Origin of the sequence: Trinickia sp. EG282A, from assembly GCF_040965455.1 — a bacterium.
In the GTDB taxonomy this organism is placed as follows: domain Bacteria; phylum Pseudomonadota; class Gammaproteobacteria; order Burkholderiales; family Burkholderiaceae; genus Trinickia; species Trinickia symbiotica.
This window is the reverse complement of the sequence record NZ_JBFRCC010000003.1, coordinates 1051459-1065976: the sequence shown is the minus strand read 5'-3', so window position 1 is coordinate 1065976 and position 14518 is coordinate 1051459. Positions and strand designations below refer to the sequence as shown.

Annotated in this window: 12 protein-coding genes; 4 read left to right on the top strand and 8 right to left on the bottom strand. The window is 64.9% G+C overall.

Going from position 1 to position 14518, the window contains the following annotated elements; all coding sequences use genetic code 11:
- Window positions 1–30: 30 nt before the first annotated feature.
- The 3 genes from AB4Y31_RS19275 to AB4Y31_RS19265 form a co-directional block, all read right to left on the bottom strand.
- On the bottom strand, window positions 31–501 hold the full coding sequence (locus AB4Y31_RS19275) for a hypothetical protein (protein ID WP_368675269.1): 471 nt from the start codon (window positions 499–501) through the stop codon (window positions 31–33).
- A 176-nt stretch (window positions 502–677) separates the two neighbouring features.
- Window positions 678–1157 (bottom strand): hypothetical protein, encoded by a 480-nt coding sequence (locus AB4Y31_RS19270; protein ID WP_368675268.1) that lies wholly within the window; start codon window positions 1155–1157, stop codon window positions 678–680.
- 10 nt (window positions 1158–1167) lie between these two features.
- Window positions 1168–1539, bottom strand: a complete 372-nt coding sequence (locus AB4Y31_RS19265; protein ID WP_368675267.1) for a hypothetical protein — start codon at window positions 1537–1539, stop codon at window positions 1168–1170.
- Window positions 1540–2039: 500 nt separating this feature from the next.
- Here AB4Y31_RS19265 and AB4Y31_RS19260 point away from each other — a divergent pair, with 500 nt between their 5' ends.
- Together AB4Y31_RS19260 and AB4Y31_RS19255 are read left to right on the top strand one after the other, a co-directional pair.
- A complete protein-coding gene (locus AB4Y31_RS19260; RefSeq protein ID WP_368675266.1) occupies window positions 2040–3410 on the top strand; it encodes a sigma 54-interacting transcriptional regulator in 1371 nt (456 codons plus the stop codon).
- Between the two features lie 254 nt (window positions 3411–3664).
- Window positions 3665–4636 carry a thymidylate synthase gene (locus AB4Y31_RS19255; RefSeq protein WP_368675265.1) on the top strand — a complete coding sequence of 324 codons (972 nt, stop codon included), beginning with the start codon at window positions 3665–3667 and terminating at the stop codon, window positions 4634–4636.
- Window positions 4637–4841: 205 nt separating this feature from the next.
- Here the strand turns inward: AB4Y31_RS19255 and AB4Y31_RS19250 are convergent, their stop codons facing one another.
- The 4 genes from AB4Y31_RS19250 to AB4Y31_RS19235 form a co-directional block, all read right to left on the bottom strand.
- Window positions 4842–7166 (bottom strand): hypothetical protein, encoded by a 2325-nt coding sequence (locus tag AB4Y31_RS19250; RefSeq protein WP_368675264.1) that lies wholly within the window; start codon window positions 7164–7166, stop codon window positions 4842–4844.
- Window positions 7163–8515 (bottom strand): ATP-binding protein, encoded by a 1353-nt coding sequence (locus AB4Y31_RS19245; RefSeq protein WP_368675263.1) that lies wholly within the window; start codon window positions 8513–8515, stop codon window positions 7163–7165. The genes AB4Y31_RS19250 and AB4Y31_RS19245 overlap by 4 nt, the downstream gene beginning before the upstream one ends.
- A 251-nt stretch (window positions 8516–8766) precedes the next feature.
- A complete protein-coding gene (locus AB4Y31_RS19240; RefSeq protein WP_368675347.1) occupies window positions 8767–11208 on the bottom strand; it encodes a DUF6600 domain-containing protein in 2442 nt (813 codons plus the stop codon).
- 221 nt (window positions 11209–11429) lie between these two features.
- On the bottom strand, window positions 11430–12161 hold the full coding sequence (locus AB4Y31_RS19235; protein WP_368675262.1) for an ArsR/SmtB family transcription factor: 732 nt from the start codon (window positions 12159–12161) through the stop codon (window positions 11430–11432).
- A 172-nt stretch (window positions 12162–12333) separates the two neighbouring features.
- Between AB4Y31_RS19235 and AB4Y31_RS19230 the strand changes: the two genes are divergently transcribed.
- Both AB4Y31_RS19230 and AB4Y31_RS19225 read left to right on the top strand, forming a co-directional pair.
- Window positions 12334–12474, top strand: coding sequence for a hypothetical protein (locus AB4Y31_RS19230; protein ID WP_020566286.1), 141 nt, complete (start codon window positions 12334–12336; stop codon window positions 12472–12474).
- A gap of 100 nt (window positions 12475–12574) precedes the next feature.
- Window positions 12575–13078 (top strand): acyl-CoA thioesterase, encoded by a 504-nt coding sequence (locus AB4Y31_RS19225; protein ID WP_018441543.1) that lies wholly within the window; start codon window positions 12575–12577, stop codon window positions 13076–13078.
- 18 nt (window positions 13079–13096) lie between these two features.
- Here AB4Y31_RS19225 and fumC read toward each other — a convergent pair whose 3' ends face one another.
- A complete protein-coding gene (gene fumC / locus AB4Y31_RS19220) occupies window positions 13097–14479 on the bottom strand; it encodes a class II fumarate hydratase (protein ID WP_368675346.1) in 1383 nt (460 codons plus the stop codon).
- Window positions 14480–14518 lie beyond the last annotated feature (39 nt).

Here is a 14518-nt window from a genome sequence, read left to right as displayed (position 1 = left end):
TTTGGATGCTCCGATATCGACGTTGCTGCGTTAGAAAAGAGTGCCCGCCGGGGGACGGAGCACAAAACTGTTTGCCGTGGTGTTGCCGGCGCCTGCTGACTGGTTGACCTGGACGATGCCGCCCGCGTGTTGGAAGGCATCGTCGGCGATGCTTGCCTCGCGCACGCCGCCTATGCCCGTTCTGTTATCGAACCGTTGGTTGCGCGGCGCCACGGCGGATAATTCGCTGTCGCTGAGGGCCTGAGCCTGCGCCGATGCCGTGCCGAGCACGACGCTGTTGCGCTGGAGATTGGCGATGCCGGCCGCCTGGTTCACCGAGATCACTCCCGCTCCAAACGAGAAGGCATTGGCCGCGATCGTCGCGCGCGCGCTCGATACGTGCCCTTTGGTGCGCGCAGATTGGTCGCTGCCGTTCGCCGCCAAACCGGCCGCATTGACGGCGATCACGGTGGCATTGCTCTGTGCGTTGGCGACGCCCGCCGCCTCGTTGATCGCGATCACGCCCGTCGCGCCTGCCAGCGCTCCCGCCGAAACGGCCGCGTCCGCGCTCACGATCGGCGCGGGTAGCGCTTGTCCGAGCGCCGGCATCGCTACGCACACGAAGAAGGCGGACAAGCACGTGTATTTGGCCGGTGAATGCTTGGCGACCTGGCGCAAGAGAGGGTTCACGACGGCGTTCATTTGAGCGCTCCCAGTGCTGCGCCCACCGGCGCGAGCACGCCCGTCACGGACGAGGTGACGGCGCCTCCGATCCCTGCCCGTTGACCGGCAACGCCCGCACCCGTCGCGGAACGCGCGCCGGCCGACGCTCCGAGACCGAGCGTCGCAAGCGTCGCCTTTCCGGCGGCCGTATCGAGGCGGCTCGTTGCGGCGAGGCCTGCCGAGCCGTGCGCATGCTCGAGCTCGAGGTCGGACATGAGTCCGGCGACGGTCGGGCTGAACGCCCGGGTCGGGAACGTCTCGACCTTCGAGGCGATGGGGTTATCGGTCTTCGGTACGGAGTCGAACGCGTCGCGCGGGGTGATTTGCCGTTTGACGATGATGTCGCCCGGGTTTGCTTGCTCGGCGACGGCATGGACGGGCGCCCACGCGGTCGAGAGCGCGGCCAACACGGCCGTGGAGATGAGGCGAGCGCGGCTGGCGCGGTGAGCGGTCATGGCCGGTTCCTCACTTGCGCGTGTAGTTGACCGCGTTGGACTGCACGGCGCCGGTCGTGTCGACAGGCATCGGAATCGGCGCGGGGGCGGGGCGGGCGAGCTCGTCCCAAAGTGTGACCGAGTTCGCGCCCGGCGATGCATCGGGAAGCGCCGCAATGGTGACCATGCCGGCATGCCCGCCGCGCTGGCGGGCGAGCATGCTGTCGTCGAGCGCGCACGCCGCTGCGAATGGCGTACGCGCATCTGCCGCGCACGTATCGCCCGTCCCCTCGGCGAGGGCGGCCGAGGGCGCGACGAAGGTCCCAAGCGCCGCTTGCAGCGCAAGCGCGAGGGCGGTGGCGAACGCGCGTTTGGCCAGACGGGCGAAGGGAAGCGATGGCATGACGGTACCTCCGTGGTGCGCCGCTTAGAGCGAAACGCATGCCATCGCCCGGAGACCGCCATGCCTGTTGAGGTCCGCTTGCATCGACTGCAAACTCGCCGAAGCGACGGACGAAAATCGTTTCACCGTTGAAACGAGTCGGAAAAAATGAAATTAGCGGTAAAAACCGCGCTGTCGTAAAAGAGCCACGCAATAGGGTTAAAACGGAAGCGCGGCTGTGCGACCGGCGGCTGGAAGCCTTATCGGGCGGGTCCAGCTTCAATTTGTTACATGCGTCTCCTGCCGCAAGCGCGGGCCGTATAGTAAGCTTGGCATCAGTTTCACATCCTTAATAAGACCAACCGAACGCCTTTTCTAATAATAATTTTTTTCGGGGGCAGCTTCCAGGGAGAGACAGAGCGATTCGGCGCTTGCACGGCAAGACGCTGATGGAACGTGCGTTGCGGCGTTGCCGCGCGCGCCGTCATCCATTACGTTCGTCATAGAAAGAGGTCTGAAGAATGGAACCCGCAACACGTCAACTGATTTACATCACGCGAGAGGCGAACGCTCGGCTGAGTGCTCAGTTCAACCAGCGCGGGTGGCATGTCGACGTGGTCGCGAACGCGCGCGATGCGCGACGTGCGCTGCGCGGCGATGCAGTCGCGGGCGGCCTGCTCGATCTGTCGAGCGGGTTCGACGACCAGGAAATCGGCGCGCTCGAAGCGTGCCTCACCGCGCCGCGCGTGGGCTGGGTGGCCGCCACGGCGCCGGGCCAACTGCAAGATACGGCGTTGCGCCGTCTTGTGCGCGACTACTGCTTCGACTACGTGACCGTGCCCTACGAGGACCGTCGCATCGTCGATTCCGTCGGCCATGCTTACGGCATGGTCGTCCTGTCAGAAACCGATGAAGACGCGACGACGCGGGTCGGCGAGGGCGAAATGATCGGGTCGTGCGAGGCCATGCGCACGCTCTTTCGCGCGATTCGCAAAGTCGCCATGACGGATGCACCCGTTTTCATTTCCGGTGAATCCGGCACGGGCAAAGAACTGACGGCCGTCGCCATTCACGAGCGCTCGCCTCGACGCGACGCGCCTTTCGTCGCGATCAACTGCGGCGCGATTCCGCCGCATCTGCTGCAATCGGAGCTTTTCGGCTATGAGCGGGGCGCGTTCACGGGCGCCAACCAGCGCAAGATCGGCCGCATCGAGGCCGCGCATGGGGGAACGCTCTTTCTCGACGAGATCGGCGATCTGCCGCTCGAAAGTCAGGCGAGCCTCTTGAGATTTTTGCAGGAAGGCAAGGTGGAGCGGCTCGGCGGTCATGAAGGGATTGCCGTCGACGTGCGCGTGATTTCGGCAACCCATGTCGACATGCATCAAGCGATGGTCGAAGGGCGTTTTCGCGCCGATCTCTACCATCGTCTTTGCGTGCTGCAGATCGACGAGCCGCCGCTGCGCGCGCGCGGCAAGGACATCGAGCTGCTCGCGGCGCACATGCTCGAACGCTTCAAGAAAGACGCGAGCCGCCGGTTGCGCGGCTTTTCGCCCGATGCGATCGCCGCGCTCCACAACTATCGATGGCCGGGCAACGTGCGCGAGCTCATCAATCGGGTGCGGCGCGCCATCGTCATGTCCGAAGGGCGGCTCATCACTGCTCGCGATCTCGAACTCGCCGAGTATGTCGAGATCGTTCCGGTCTCGCTCGCCCAGGCGCGCGAGGCGGCCGAGCGGCAGGCGATCGAGCTGGCCTTGCTGCGACACCGCGGACGGCTCGGCGACGCAGCACAGGAGCTCGGCATCTCACGTGTCACGCTCTATCGCCTGCTGGGCTCGCATGGGATGCGTCACATCGAGGTTCATCAGGGTAGCGAGCAGATGACGAGTTGACGAGTTGTCGGCGCAAGGCCTCGCTGCTCGAAGCGCAGCGGCGATCGGTCGATGGGTCGGTGCCTTGCTTCGCGCCGAGCAGGGGGCGCAGTGCCGGTGTCGGCGGAGTTGGGGGACGGCTTGGTAGAATCGCGTCAAACGCGGGCGCTGGAACGCGCTGTCGCCCACGGCGTGGCCGCAGGAGCGTCGAGCCGCGCAAGCCGTGTCGAGCGCCGCATCGCAAGCCGTACCGAACGCCTGAGGACCCCCTTCGCATGAAACAGTATCTCGACCTCGTCCGCACCATTCTCGAGACAGGCACTTGGCAGGAGAATCGCACGGGCATCCGCACGATCAGCATGCCGGGCGCCATGATGCGCTTCGATCTGCAAGAAGGCTTCCCCGCGGTTACCACGAAGAAACTTGCGTTCAAATCGGCGATCGGCGAGCTCGTCGGCTTCTTGCGCGCCTCGCGCAGTGCCGCCGATTTTCGCGAGCTCGGCTGCAAGGTCTGGGATGCGAACGCCAACGAGAACGCACAGTGGCTCGCGAATCCCTATCGCGAAGGGCCCGACGACCTTGGCGACGTCTATGGCGTCCAATGGCGCAAGTGGCCTGCCTACAAGGTGCTCGACGATAAGGCGTCGGCTCGCATCGCCGATGCCCAGGCGCGAGGCTATCGGATCGTCACGCGGTTCGAGGAGGACGGAGCGCGCAAGGTGCTGCTCTACAAGGCGATCGATCAACTGCGCCAGTGCCTCGATACGATCATGTCCAACCCCACTGATCGACGCATTCTCTTTCATGGCTGGAATCCCGCCGTACTCGAAGAGATTGCGCTGCCGGCCTGCCACCTGCTTTATCAGTTCCTGCCCAACGCCGTGCGCAAGGAGATTTCGCTCTGCCTCTATATCCGCAGCAACGACGTGGGGCTCGGCACGCCGTTCAATCTCGTCGAGGGCGCGGCGCTGCTCTCGCTCGTCGGGCGGCTCACCGGCTACGCGCCCCGCTGGTTCACCTACTTCATCGGCGATGCGCACATCTACGAAAATCAGCACGCCATGCTCTTGAAGCAACTCGAGCGCGAACCGTTCCCGAGCCCGAGGCTCGCGATCGCCGAGCGCGTGCCCTCGTATGCCGAGACGGGCGTTTATGCGCCCGAATGGCTGGAGAAGATCGAACCCGGCGACTTTTCGCTAGTGGGCTATCGGCATCATGAGCCGCTGACGGCTCCGATGGCTGTCTGATCGTCTCGGCTCTCGCCGCGACAGCTTCTGTCGCGAGCGCGGAGCCATCGCAAGCGCAAGGATCGCCTTTTCCGGACGAGCGAACGTAGTGGGCCGTGAGCCGGCTTTTTGGCTTTTTCCACACTTTGTGCGGGCCAGGAAACAACGACGATCAGTGGGCAATCGCGCCACTCAGACCGCCGTCTCGGGGGTGTCACGCGCAGAGTCAGAGAGCCGCGTCACGGCGGATGCGCAGAGCCTCGTCGATTTCGCCGCGCGCTTGCAGAATGTGGGCGATCTTGTCCAGCGTGATCGCCCGCGACCGCATATCGCCCAGCCGCTCGTACACCGGTAGCTCTTCTTCGCGATGGATGCGCAGCGCCTCGTCCAATTCGCCGCGCGCTCGCAGGATGTCGGCGATCTTGCCCAGCGCGATCGCCCGCGACCGCACATCGCCGAGCTTTTCGTACACTGGCAATTGCTCTTCGCGACGGATGCGCAGCGCCTCGTCCAACTCGCCGCGCGCTTTCAATACATCGGCAATCTGGCCCAGCGTGATCGCCCGCGACCGCATATCGCCCAGCCGCTCGTACACCGGTAGCTCTTCTTCGCGATGGATGCGCAGCGCCTCGTCCAGTTCGCCGCGCGCTCGCAGGATGTCGGCGATCTTGCCCAGCGCGATCGCCCGCGACCGCACATCGCCGAGCTTTTCGTACAGTGGCAATTGCTCTTCGCGACGGATGCGCAGCGCCTCGTCCAGTTCGCCGCGCGCTTTCAGTACATCGGCAATCTGGCCCAGCGTGATCGCCCGCGCGCGCATATCGCCCAGCCGCTCATAGACCGGCAGCTCTTCTTCGCGACGGATACGCAGCGCCTCGTCTAGTTCGTCGCGCGCTTGCAGCACATCGGCAATCTGGCCCAGCGTGATTGCCCGCGCACGTGTATCGCCCAGCCGCTCATAGACCGGCAGCTCTTCTTCGCGACGGATACGCAGAGCCTCGTCGATTTCGCCGCGCGCTTGCAGCACATCGGCGATCTTTCCCAGTGTGACTGCCCGCGACCGCTCATCGCCGAGCTTTTCGTACACTGGCAATTGCTCCTCACGACGGATGCGCAATACCTCGTCGATTTCGCCGCGCGCTTGCAGAATGTCGGCGATCTTGCCCAGTGCGATCGCGCGTGCTCGCACATCGCCGAGATTTTCGTACGCTGGCAATTGCTCCTCACGACGGATGCGCAGCGCCTCGTCCAACTCGCCGCGCGCTTTCAGCACATCGGCAATCTGGCCCAGCGTGATCGCCCGCGCACGTATATCGCCCAGCCGCTCATAGACCGGCAGCTCTTCTTCCCGACGGATACGCAGCGCCTCGTCCAACTCGCCGCGCGCTTGCAGGACGTCGGCGATCTTTCCCAGTGTGACTGCCCGCGACCGCACATCGCCGAGCTTTTCGTACACTGGCAATTGCTCCTCACGACGGATGCGCAATACCTCGTCGATTTCGCCACGCGCTTGCAGAATGTCGGCGATCTTGCCCATTGTGACTGCCCGCGATCGCACATCGCCGAGCTTTTCGTACACTGGCAATTGCTCTTCGCGACGGATGCGCAGCGCCTCGTCGAGTTCGCCGCGCGCTTGCAGAATGTCGGCGATCCTGCCCATTGTGACTGCCCGCGACCGCACATCGCCGAGCTTTTCGTACACTGGCAATTGCTCTTCGCGACGGATGCGCAGCGCCTCGTCCAACTCGCCGCGCGCTTTCAACACATCGGCAATCTGGCCCAGCGTGACTGCCCGCGCCCGCGTGTCGCCCAGCCGCTCGTACACAGGTAGCTCTTCCTCGCGGCGGATGCGCAACGCCGCATCAAAATCACCGATGCTTTGGTAGAGATCGGCCAGTTCGTCTAACAGCGGCAGGCGCTGATCGTCGTTCGGAGGAGGAGAGCTGGCTAGATAGGCCTGGAGGACAGCAATGCGCTTGCTGCGTTCCGCGAGCGGACGGCCAGCGGTGGCGGCACTCTCCGGAGGCTGTGGAACCTCTCTACTGTGTGCAACAGGCATAGCAAATGCGTACACGCCGCTGCGCCAGGCCCACAGATCTGGCGCAGCGCGGGCCATTGTGCGGACCGCGTCCGTCGTCAGCCATAGCAGCAACCGCGCCGGCACATCGTGCGCGATCGCTTCTCGGCGAAGGTTGAAGGCTTGCCAGCGTTTCGCATCGAACCAACCTTCCCCGCCCAGCAAATGGATGGTGCTGTGATCGATGACCAAATGGCGGATAGCAGCTTCGACTGCATTGAACTCATCGAACCGACCGTCGGCGAGATTGATGAATCCTGGTTGCGAATTCTCGACAGCGACTACATCGTTAATCCGTTCAATGAGTGAGTCCCGATAGGGGACATCATTGAATTCCGCGATGAGCAGTTGAAAGGCGCTGCCATAGCGAATAGTCTTCACAAGCCGCGCGAAGTCCTGGACATGCTCAGGCCTTAGTTCCGCGGCGGCAACATGTCTTTTGTAGTTGAAAAGGAAGTCGTCCTGTTCGTTCACGTCAGGCTGATACCGGTCTGTGCACTTTCGGCTTGAGCGGCCCGAATATAGCCTTCGAGAGTCCGCACCACAGGGTGACTGCGTCGCCAAGAGCCGTCATTGTATTGCAGCAGCGCGAGGTCATAGAGCAACTTATTTGTGCGCTCGTCAGTACCTTCATGCAGTGGGTCGGCGTCGATTCGGACCAGCAATGCATAATCGTCAGGCTGCAGGAAATATCGGTATTCGGCAGCGAGTTGATCGATGGCGGCTCGCACGGTCGCTTCGTCGATGATCTGTTCTTCAGCAAGCTCGCAGCAGAGCTTCAGCAACCTCAGAAGTTCGCGCGGATGCCCGCCGGAGTATTCGACGAGGAGGTCGATCTCAGCTTCGCTGGCAAACAGTTTGCGATCGGCGCGCCGCAGCAGGATTTCGCTCATGGTCCTGGCCCCTGCCGCGCAAGGCGAACCATCGCGCTCCTGTAGCTTGATCATCGGCAGCACGAGGTCGGCATCGAGCTTACCAGCAAGATTTCCGCCGGATTTCAGGCTTAGGGGTGCCGTGTAGATGACAAACGCGGTGATCGCCAGCAGCTGCTCAGCGTCTTCGATGAAGAACTTCTGAGTATCTTCGCCTCGCATTTTGTCCGTACCGTCTATGACAAAAAGGATGCGTTGAGCCTTGCCGGCGACCTGCAGCGTTTCCTCGGCCTTTCTCACGAAGCCGTTGAAAGCATCCTTCAACTGCGTGAAGTTATTGCGAACAACGCGCCGTAGCTTATCTTTATAGCTGGCATTTGCCTTGATTGAAGCAGTGAACTTGGCGAAGAGGTCTACAAGAAAAGGAATGCCGCCTTTCGCCTTGGCGCCGGCCTCCAGCTGGGCTGAGAATTCTTTGCCCTCCTCAGCTTCGAGGACGCGCTCGGAGAACCATTTTTCGATTTCGCCGATGGAATCTTGACCAAGGTGAATGCTTTCTTCATTCAGACGTAGCAGCAGCGCCTGGGCCAGTGCCATCAGCGTGTCAGCATACTGCAGGTTGTTAGGATCGAGTACCTGGACGACATCGACTTCGACGATGAAGAAGCGATTTGGGCCGCTCAACTCTCGCGCATAATGCCGCAACTCCGTCGTCTTCCCGCTGCCGGTGTGCCCGAAAAACAGCACGTGCTTGGCCTCCGGCGCGTACAGGACGTCCGTTTTCAAGTCGAGACCAAACTTCTTGGCAAGCCGGCTCAGCGTCCTTTGACTACCCCGTGCTTCGCGCGTATCGACGTAGCGAGGATCTCCCAATTGCAGCGCCTGCTCGTACTCGATGCGCTGCAGTACCTGCAGAAGATGGGAAGGGGGGTGATAGGGCGTCGCGCTCATGCCTTAGGTTCCAAGAAGTCGTCGCAAGCATACTGACAGGCCGATGATCGTAACACGCGATGTTTTTATGATACGCGGTCGCCCTTGCATTCAGGAAAGTCTTGGCGGCATCGGTCAATGCCTTCTCAGCCATCTGCAGCCAGCCGAGCAGGCCACGGATCGCGAGGCGCCGCTCGCCGAGAGGCGGAGAGTATGACGCCGCGCCTCCGATACGGCGTCATACCGTGGGCGCGTTTTATCGATGATATGCGTCAACCTTGGGGGTGGTTCTCGCGTCCCTGCTGCGGATGTGTTTGCTCGTGTGGCTGCGCGTGCGGTTGAGCCGGCGCTTCGAAATGCGGCTGAGGCGGCGGCGGTTGACGGACTTCCACGCGAGGCTGCGGCTGCGGTTGCGGCCTCGGCTCAAAATGCGGCTGGGGCTCGGGTCGAGCTTCGATATGAGGCTGCGGTTGTGGCCGAGCCTCCATACGCGGTTGCGGCTGCGGCCGCGCTTCGACACGCGGTTGTGGCTGGGGCTGCGGCCGAGCTTCCATTCGTGATTGCGGTTGCGGCCGTGCTTCGACACGTGGCTGCGGCTCCGGTTGCGGACGGGCTTCCGCTCGCGGTTGCGCCTCGGCCGGCGGTCCGAAGCGCGCCTGCGGCTGCGGCGCCTGTTGCGGGTGGCCTTCGACGCGCGGTGGCGCCTCGGCCGCGACGCCGGGCCGCTGTCCGGCGCCGCCTTGCGGCCCGCGCTCGAACTGCTGTGCCGCCGGTTGCCGCGCGTGATCGAGGCCGCCTTGCGCGGCAGGCGCATGCGGTTGCGTCCAAGCCGGGGCGCCATGCGCCGGATTGCCCGCGGCGGCGCCCCCTCCGAACGCGTTCTGCGCCGGCGGGCGAGGCACGCCGTTCGTTTGCGGCCGCTCCGCGACGGGCCCTTGCGGCGGACGTTCCGCGGCGGGTGCCTGCGGCCGCGGCTCGAAGCCGGGGCGCGTTCCGTTCGGGCCACCGGCCGCGCCCGGAGCAGGGCGTTCGCCTGGCTGCGCGGGGCCGTGCCCCTGCATGACGACCGGCGATTCGCGGCCCACGATCCGCACATTGCGTGGTTCGCCCGCATTCGCTCCAGGGTGGGCAAGCTGGGCCGCAACGCCCGCCGGCGGCGTCATCGGCCTTCCGGGCCGTCCCGCGCCCGGCACCTGTCCGCCGCTTTGCGCGAGGTGCTGCGCGAGCGAATCGCGGTACACGGGCGGCACGGCCGGCGCGCGCGTTGCGACCACCTGGCGCGCCGCGATCGACTGCGGCGGTCGGTAGGTCGCGGGGCGCATGCCCGGCGCATAGCTCTCGCGCACGGGCGCGATGCCTGGCGCGCCTGGGCTCATCCGCGCATTGCGCCATTGCCGCGGATCGACCTTTTGCGCGAAGCGCGCGACCGGCTGCCCATGGACGAACGCCGTCGCCGGCACCGCCGTCACGGCGCCCGGTGCCCGATAGTTGATGTAGGTGTTGTGGATGTTCGTGATGTTGACGTTCTGGTTCACGACGACGGTCTGATTCACGCGCTCGTAGTAGCGCGGACTCCAGCCGCCGTAATGCGGGCGCCACGCTTCGCCGGGGCCGAGCGGGAACCAGGCGACGCCGGGCGAAGGGGCACCGCCAATCGAGAGGCTCACGCTCCAGTCGAAGCCGCCGCCTCCACCGCCCACGAACGCCACGAGCGCCGGCGCATAGACGGGTGGCGCCGCGACGATCCGGCCCGGCACCCAGCACCATGACGAGCCGACATAAGCCCAGCGGCCGTAATGGAACGGCGCGAAGCCCCATGGCGCGTTGTCGACCCAGGTCCAGCCCCAGGGCGCGATCCATGCCCAGTGACCGTAGTGATAGGGCGCCCAGCCGGCGGGTACGGCGGTCGGAACCCAGACCGCGCCGTACTGCGGGTCCTCGCGCCAGGTGCCGTTTTCGTCGAGATCCTCGTAGCCAGGTACGTCGCGCGAGACGTAGCGCGCGGAAACCGAGCGGTCCTCCGCCACGTCGCGGTTGCGCGCCCAACGATCGAACTCGTCGGGCGGCGGCGCCTCGGCGCTCGCCACTTCCTGCAGGCTCGTGCCCGAGAAGGTGATCTGCTCGCCGGCCTCGATCGGCGTCTGGCCGTTGTCGCCGTACGCGGTCAGCGCGCCGCTTCGCACGGTCACGGTCGTCGTGCTGCCGTCCGGCGCCACGTCGACGCGGTAATCGCCTGGCCGCGTCGCGGCGAGCGCGACGTTCGGCGTGTCGATCTCATACGAGCTGCCGGGCGGCAATGCGCGGACATGCGTCGAGAGGGTGCCTTGCGTCACCTTCAGCTGCGCATTGGTGTCATCGAGATTGAGGATGTCGAGGTTCGTCGATGCGCCGAGCCGGAGCGCCGTCGAGCCGATGTGCAGCTCCGAGCGGGCGTTCGCATCGTTCCAGAGCTGGTCGCCCGTCGTGAGCGGGCGGTTGATCGAGGCATAGGACCAGTCGCTCGCGCCCGCGGGCTCGGTCGTCACGGTGCCGGCCGTGTAATTGAGGCGCGCGACGCGGCTGGGCGGATCCACGCTTTGGGCGGCCGCCGGCGCCTCGTCGGGCGGCGCGGTTTGGGCGAGGGCATGCTCGGCGGCGAGCGCGAAAGAGATGGCTGCGATCAGCGTGCAGTTCGTCAGGCGCCTGAAAGTGACGAGGGGCGAGGTGGTCCGCATTGTCATGATGGTTCTCGTTGGCCGACCGGATAGTACGCTATCCGTGTCACCAATGTAGCGGCGCGGCTTGTATCAATGCATACGCATTTGTAAGGTCATGGTCTGTCGCTGTAACGAAAAATATCCGGGCCGAGGGTTCTCGCGCCGCCCGGCGTTGACTCGCGCGCTCTACGTGTCTCCGCCCGCGTCAGCCGGCGCCATCCGACGGGACGGCCACGGGCTCACCGTGCCAGCAGCGCGTCGAAGTAGCGCCGGCCCGCGGGCGTCACGCGCAGCACGCGCGGCTTCTCCGCACGTTCGACACAGCCGCGCTCGCACCAGTGCGCCAGCAGCGCCGCGCCGAGCGCTCCGCCGAGGTGAGCGCGTCGTTCGCTCCAATCGAGGCACGTGCAGCCGAAACGGCGTTTGAGCGTGCGCTGACGCTGGAGGTCGATTCCCCACTCGGCGAGCGCGCGCGCCCCTCTTTCCGTGGTCTCGACAGCGCGGCCATCCTCCACGAGGAGCCAGCCCTGCGCGAGCATATGGTCGAAGACGCTTACGGCGAGTTCGCCGGCCATGTGGTCGTAGCAGGTTCGGGCATAGCGAAGGTCGACCGGCACGCTGCGGGCGGGCCGCATCGTCTCACGTTGCGGGGCGCTCGCCTGTGCGATGTTCGCAAGCGCCTCCAGCGAGTCGGCCACTTCGGGTGTCGCGATCCGGTAGTAGCGGTGCCGCCCACGCACTTCGAGCGTCAATAAACCGCCTTCGGTCAGTTTCGCGAGATGCCCGCTCGCCGAAGACGGCGAAAGGCCGGCGATCAGCGTCAATTCGCCGGCGGGTCGCGCGCTGCCGTCCATCAGCGCCCAGAGCATGGCCGCCCGACCTGGGTCGGCCAGCAGGGCGCCGATCCGGCTCAGGCCAGGGAAATAGGCGACTTCGCGATTCAGCTCGGCATTCGGCAGGGAAGCAGTCATGGCATACCTCACGAGAACGTCGGACGTTTACTGTAGTCGCCGCTCGGATTCGATGTTTCAACCGTCGATGAACGGTCGAATGCGCGTCTCTCACGGCGCTCGCGTTCGCGCCTTCGAGTGCGCGCTAGAATCGGCTCGTGGAAAGAGGAGCCGATGCCTCGCGGAGGGACCGATGAAATCATGGATAGCGGCGGCGCTGGCCGCGTGGCTGTGCGCCGCGTGCGCGCAGGGAGAGCCTTCGAGCGCCTGGCCGCAAGGCGGCAGCATCACGATGTACGGCACGATCGATGAGGGCGTCTCGTTTCATAACTGAGGAGCGAACAGTGAATCGCAGTCCGCTCATCGCGTGCGGGAAAATTGGGCCCGTATAATCGGGCCCTTTCCTGCACGCTTTGCGCCAGACGGAGTCACCGATGAATACGCCGACCGCCCCGCTCGACCGTTCCGAAACGACCTTTCGCTTTCTCGCGGAGCCCACCTCCGTGAACTTCGGCGGAAAGGTCCACGGCGGCGCCCTGATGAAGTGGATCGACGAGACCGCTTACGCGTGCGCGGCCGTCTGGTCGGGGCGCTATTGCGTCACGGTCAGCGTCGGCAACATCCGTTTTCGGCGGCCGATTCTCGTCGGCAATCTCGTCGAGTTGCGTGCGCGTGTCGTCGCGACGGGACGCACGAGCATGCACATCCACGTCACCGTCCATGCGGGCGATCCGAAGAGCGGCCAGTTGCGGCTGACGACTGACTGCCTCGTAGTCTTCGTCGCCGTCGACGAGAACGGCACACCGATTCCGGTGCCGCCCTTCGTCCCTGAAACAGAAGAGCAAAAGCGCGTGGCCAAGTATGCAATGGACGTCAAGGCCGCGCTCGACGCCATCGTCGAGCTCAAGCCCGAGGAGATGGCGCAGGGCAGGATCTGAGGCGCCCCGCGCGTCACCTCACTGGCCGTGCCCGCCAACCATGTCCGCGGGTACCACCCACTCGTCGAACTGCTGCTCCGTCACATAGCCGAGCGCGAGCGCGGCGGCCTTCAGCGTCGAGCCTTCCTTGTGCGCCTTTTTTGCGATCTGCGCGGCTTTGTCGTAGCCGATGTGTGGATTGAGCGCCGTCACGAGCATCAACGATTCGTTGAGCAGCGTATCGATGCGCTCGCGATTCGGCTCGATACCGACCGCGCAGTGATCGTTGAAGCTCTGCGCGCCATCGGCGAGCAATCGGGTCGACTGCAGCAGGTTATGCGCGATCATCGGCCGGAACACGTTGAGCTCGAAATTGCCGCTCGCCCCCCCGATATTGATCGCCACATCGTTCCCGAATATCTGGCAGCACAGCATCGTCACGGCTTCGGATTGCGTCGGATTGACCTTGCCGGGCATGATCGAGCTCCCCGGCTCGTTTTCGGGGATCGAGATTTCGCCGAGCCCGCAGCGCGGGCCGCTCGCGAGCCAGCGAATGTCGTTGGCGATCTTCATCAGGCTCGCGGCCACTGTCTTCAAAGCGCCGTGCGCGAACACGAGCGCGTCGGCCGCGGCCATGACCTCGAACTTGTTTGGCGCGCTGACGAACGGGAGCCCCGTCAGGCGCGCGATCGTGGCCGCCACGCGGTCCGCGAATTGCGGATGCGCGTTCAGTCCCGTGCCGACTGCGGTGCCGCCCTGCGCGAGCTCGTACAGATGCGGGAGCGCCGACTCGACGTGCGCGATACCGTGCTCGAGCTGAGCGACGTAGCCTGAGAACTCCTGGCCGAGCGTGAGCGGCGTCGCGTCCTGCAGGTGCGTGCGGCCGATCTTGACGATACCGGCGAACGCACGCGCCTTCGCGTCGAGCGTCGAGCGCAGCGTCGAGAGCGCCGGGAGCAGATGCTTGACGATGCCCGTGGCGGCGGCGACGTGCATGGCCGTCGGGAATACGTCGTTCGAAGACTGCCCGCGGTTCACGTCGTCGTTCGGATGAACCTTGCGGGCCATTCCGCGCTCACCGCCGAGAATTTCGCTCGCTCGGTTCGCGATGACCTCGTTGAGGTTCATGTTCGTCTGCGTGCCTGAGCCCGTTTGCCAGACCGCGAGCGGAAACTCGCCGGCATGCCGGCCCTCGATGATCTCGTCGGCCGCCTGCATGATCGCGCGGGCCTTGTCTTCGGCAAGCACGCCGAGCTCGAGGTTGACTTCGGCCGCCGCGCGCTTGATGAGAGCAAGCGCGGTGATGATCTCGGGCGACTGCTTTTCCGTGGAAATTTTGAAGTTCTGCAGCGAGCGCTGCGTCTGCGCGCCCCACAGACGCGCGCTCGGCACGGCGATCTCGCCGAACGTGTCGCGCTCCATCCGTACGTCTTCGGTGTTGTCCGTCATGAGTGGCTCCGG

Excerpts from the sequence above, each read along its gene's own strand:
- AB4Y31_RS19260 (WP_368675266.1), top strand. The coding sequence starts at position 2,040 with ATGGAACCCGCAACACGTCAACTGATTTACATCACGCGAGAGGCGAAC.
- AB4Y31_RS19265 (WP_368675267.1), bottom strand. The coding sequence starts at position 1,539 with ATGCCATCGCTTCCCTTCGCCCGTCTGGCCAAACGCGCGTTCGCCACC.
- AB4Y31_RS19270 (WP_368675268.1), bottom strand. The coding sequence starts at position 1,157 with ATGACCGCTCACCGCGCCAGCCGCGCTCGCCTCATCTCCACGGCCGTG.
- fumC (WP_368675346.1), bottom strand. The coding sequence starts at position 14,479 with ATGGAGCGCGACACGTTCGGCGAGATCGCCGTGCCGAGCGCGCGTCTG.
- AB4Y31_RS19235 (WP_368675262.1), bottom strand. The coding sequence starts at position 12,161 with ATGACTGCTTCCCTGCCGAATGCCGAGCTGAATCGCGAAGTCGCCTAT.
- AB4Y31_RS19225 (WP_018441543.1), top strand. The coding sequence starts at position 12,575 with ATGAATACGCCGACCGCCCCGCTCGACCGTTCCGAAACGACCTTTCGC.
- AB4Y31_RS19255 (WP_368675265.1), top strand. The coding sequence starts at position 3,665 with ATGAAACAGTATCTCGACCTCGTCCGCACCATTCTCGAGACAGGCACT.
- AB4Y31_RS19230 (WP_020566286.1), top strand. The coding sequence starts at position 12,334 with ATGAAATCATGGATAGCGGCGGCGCTGGCCGCGTGGCTGTGCGCCGCG.
- AB4Y31_RS19245 (WP_368675263.1), bottom strand. The coding sequence starts at position 8,515 with ATGAGCGCGACGCCCTATCACCCCCCTTCCCATCTTCTGCAGGTACTG.
- AB4Y31_RS19240 (WP_368675347.1), bottom strand. The coding sequence starts at position 11,208 with ATGCGGACCACCTCGCCCCTCGTCACTTTCAGGCGCCTGACGAACTGC.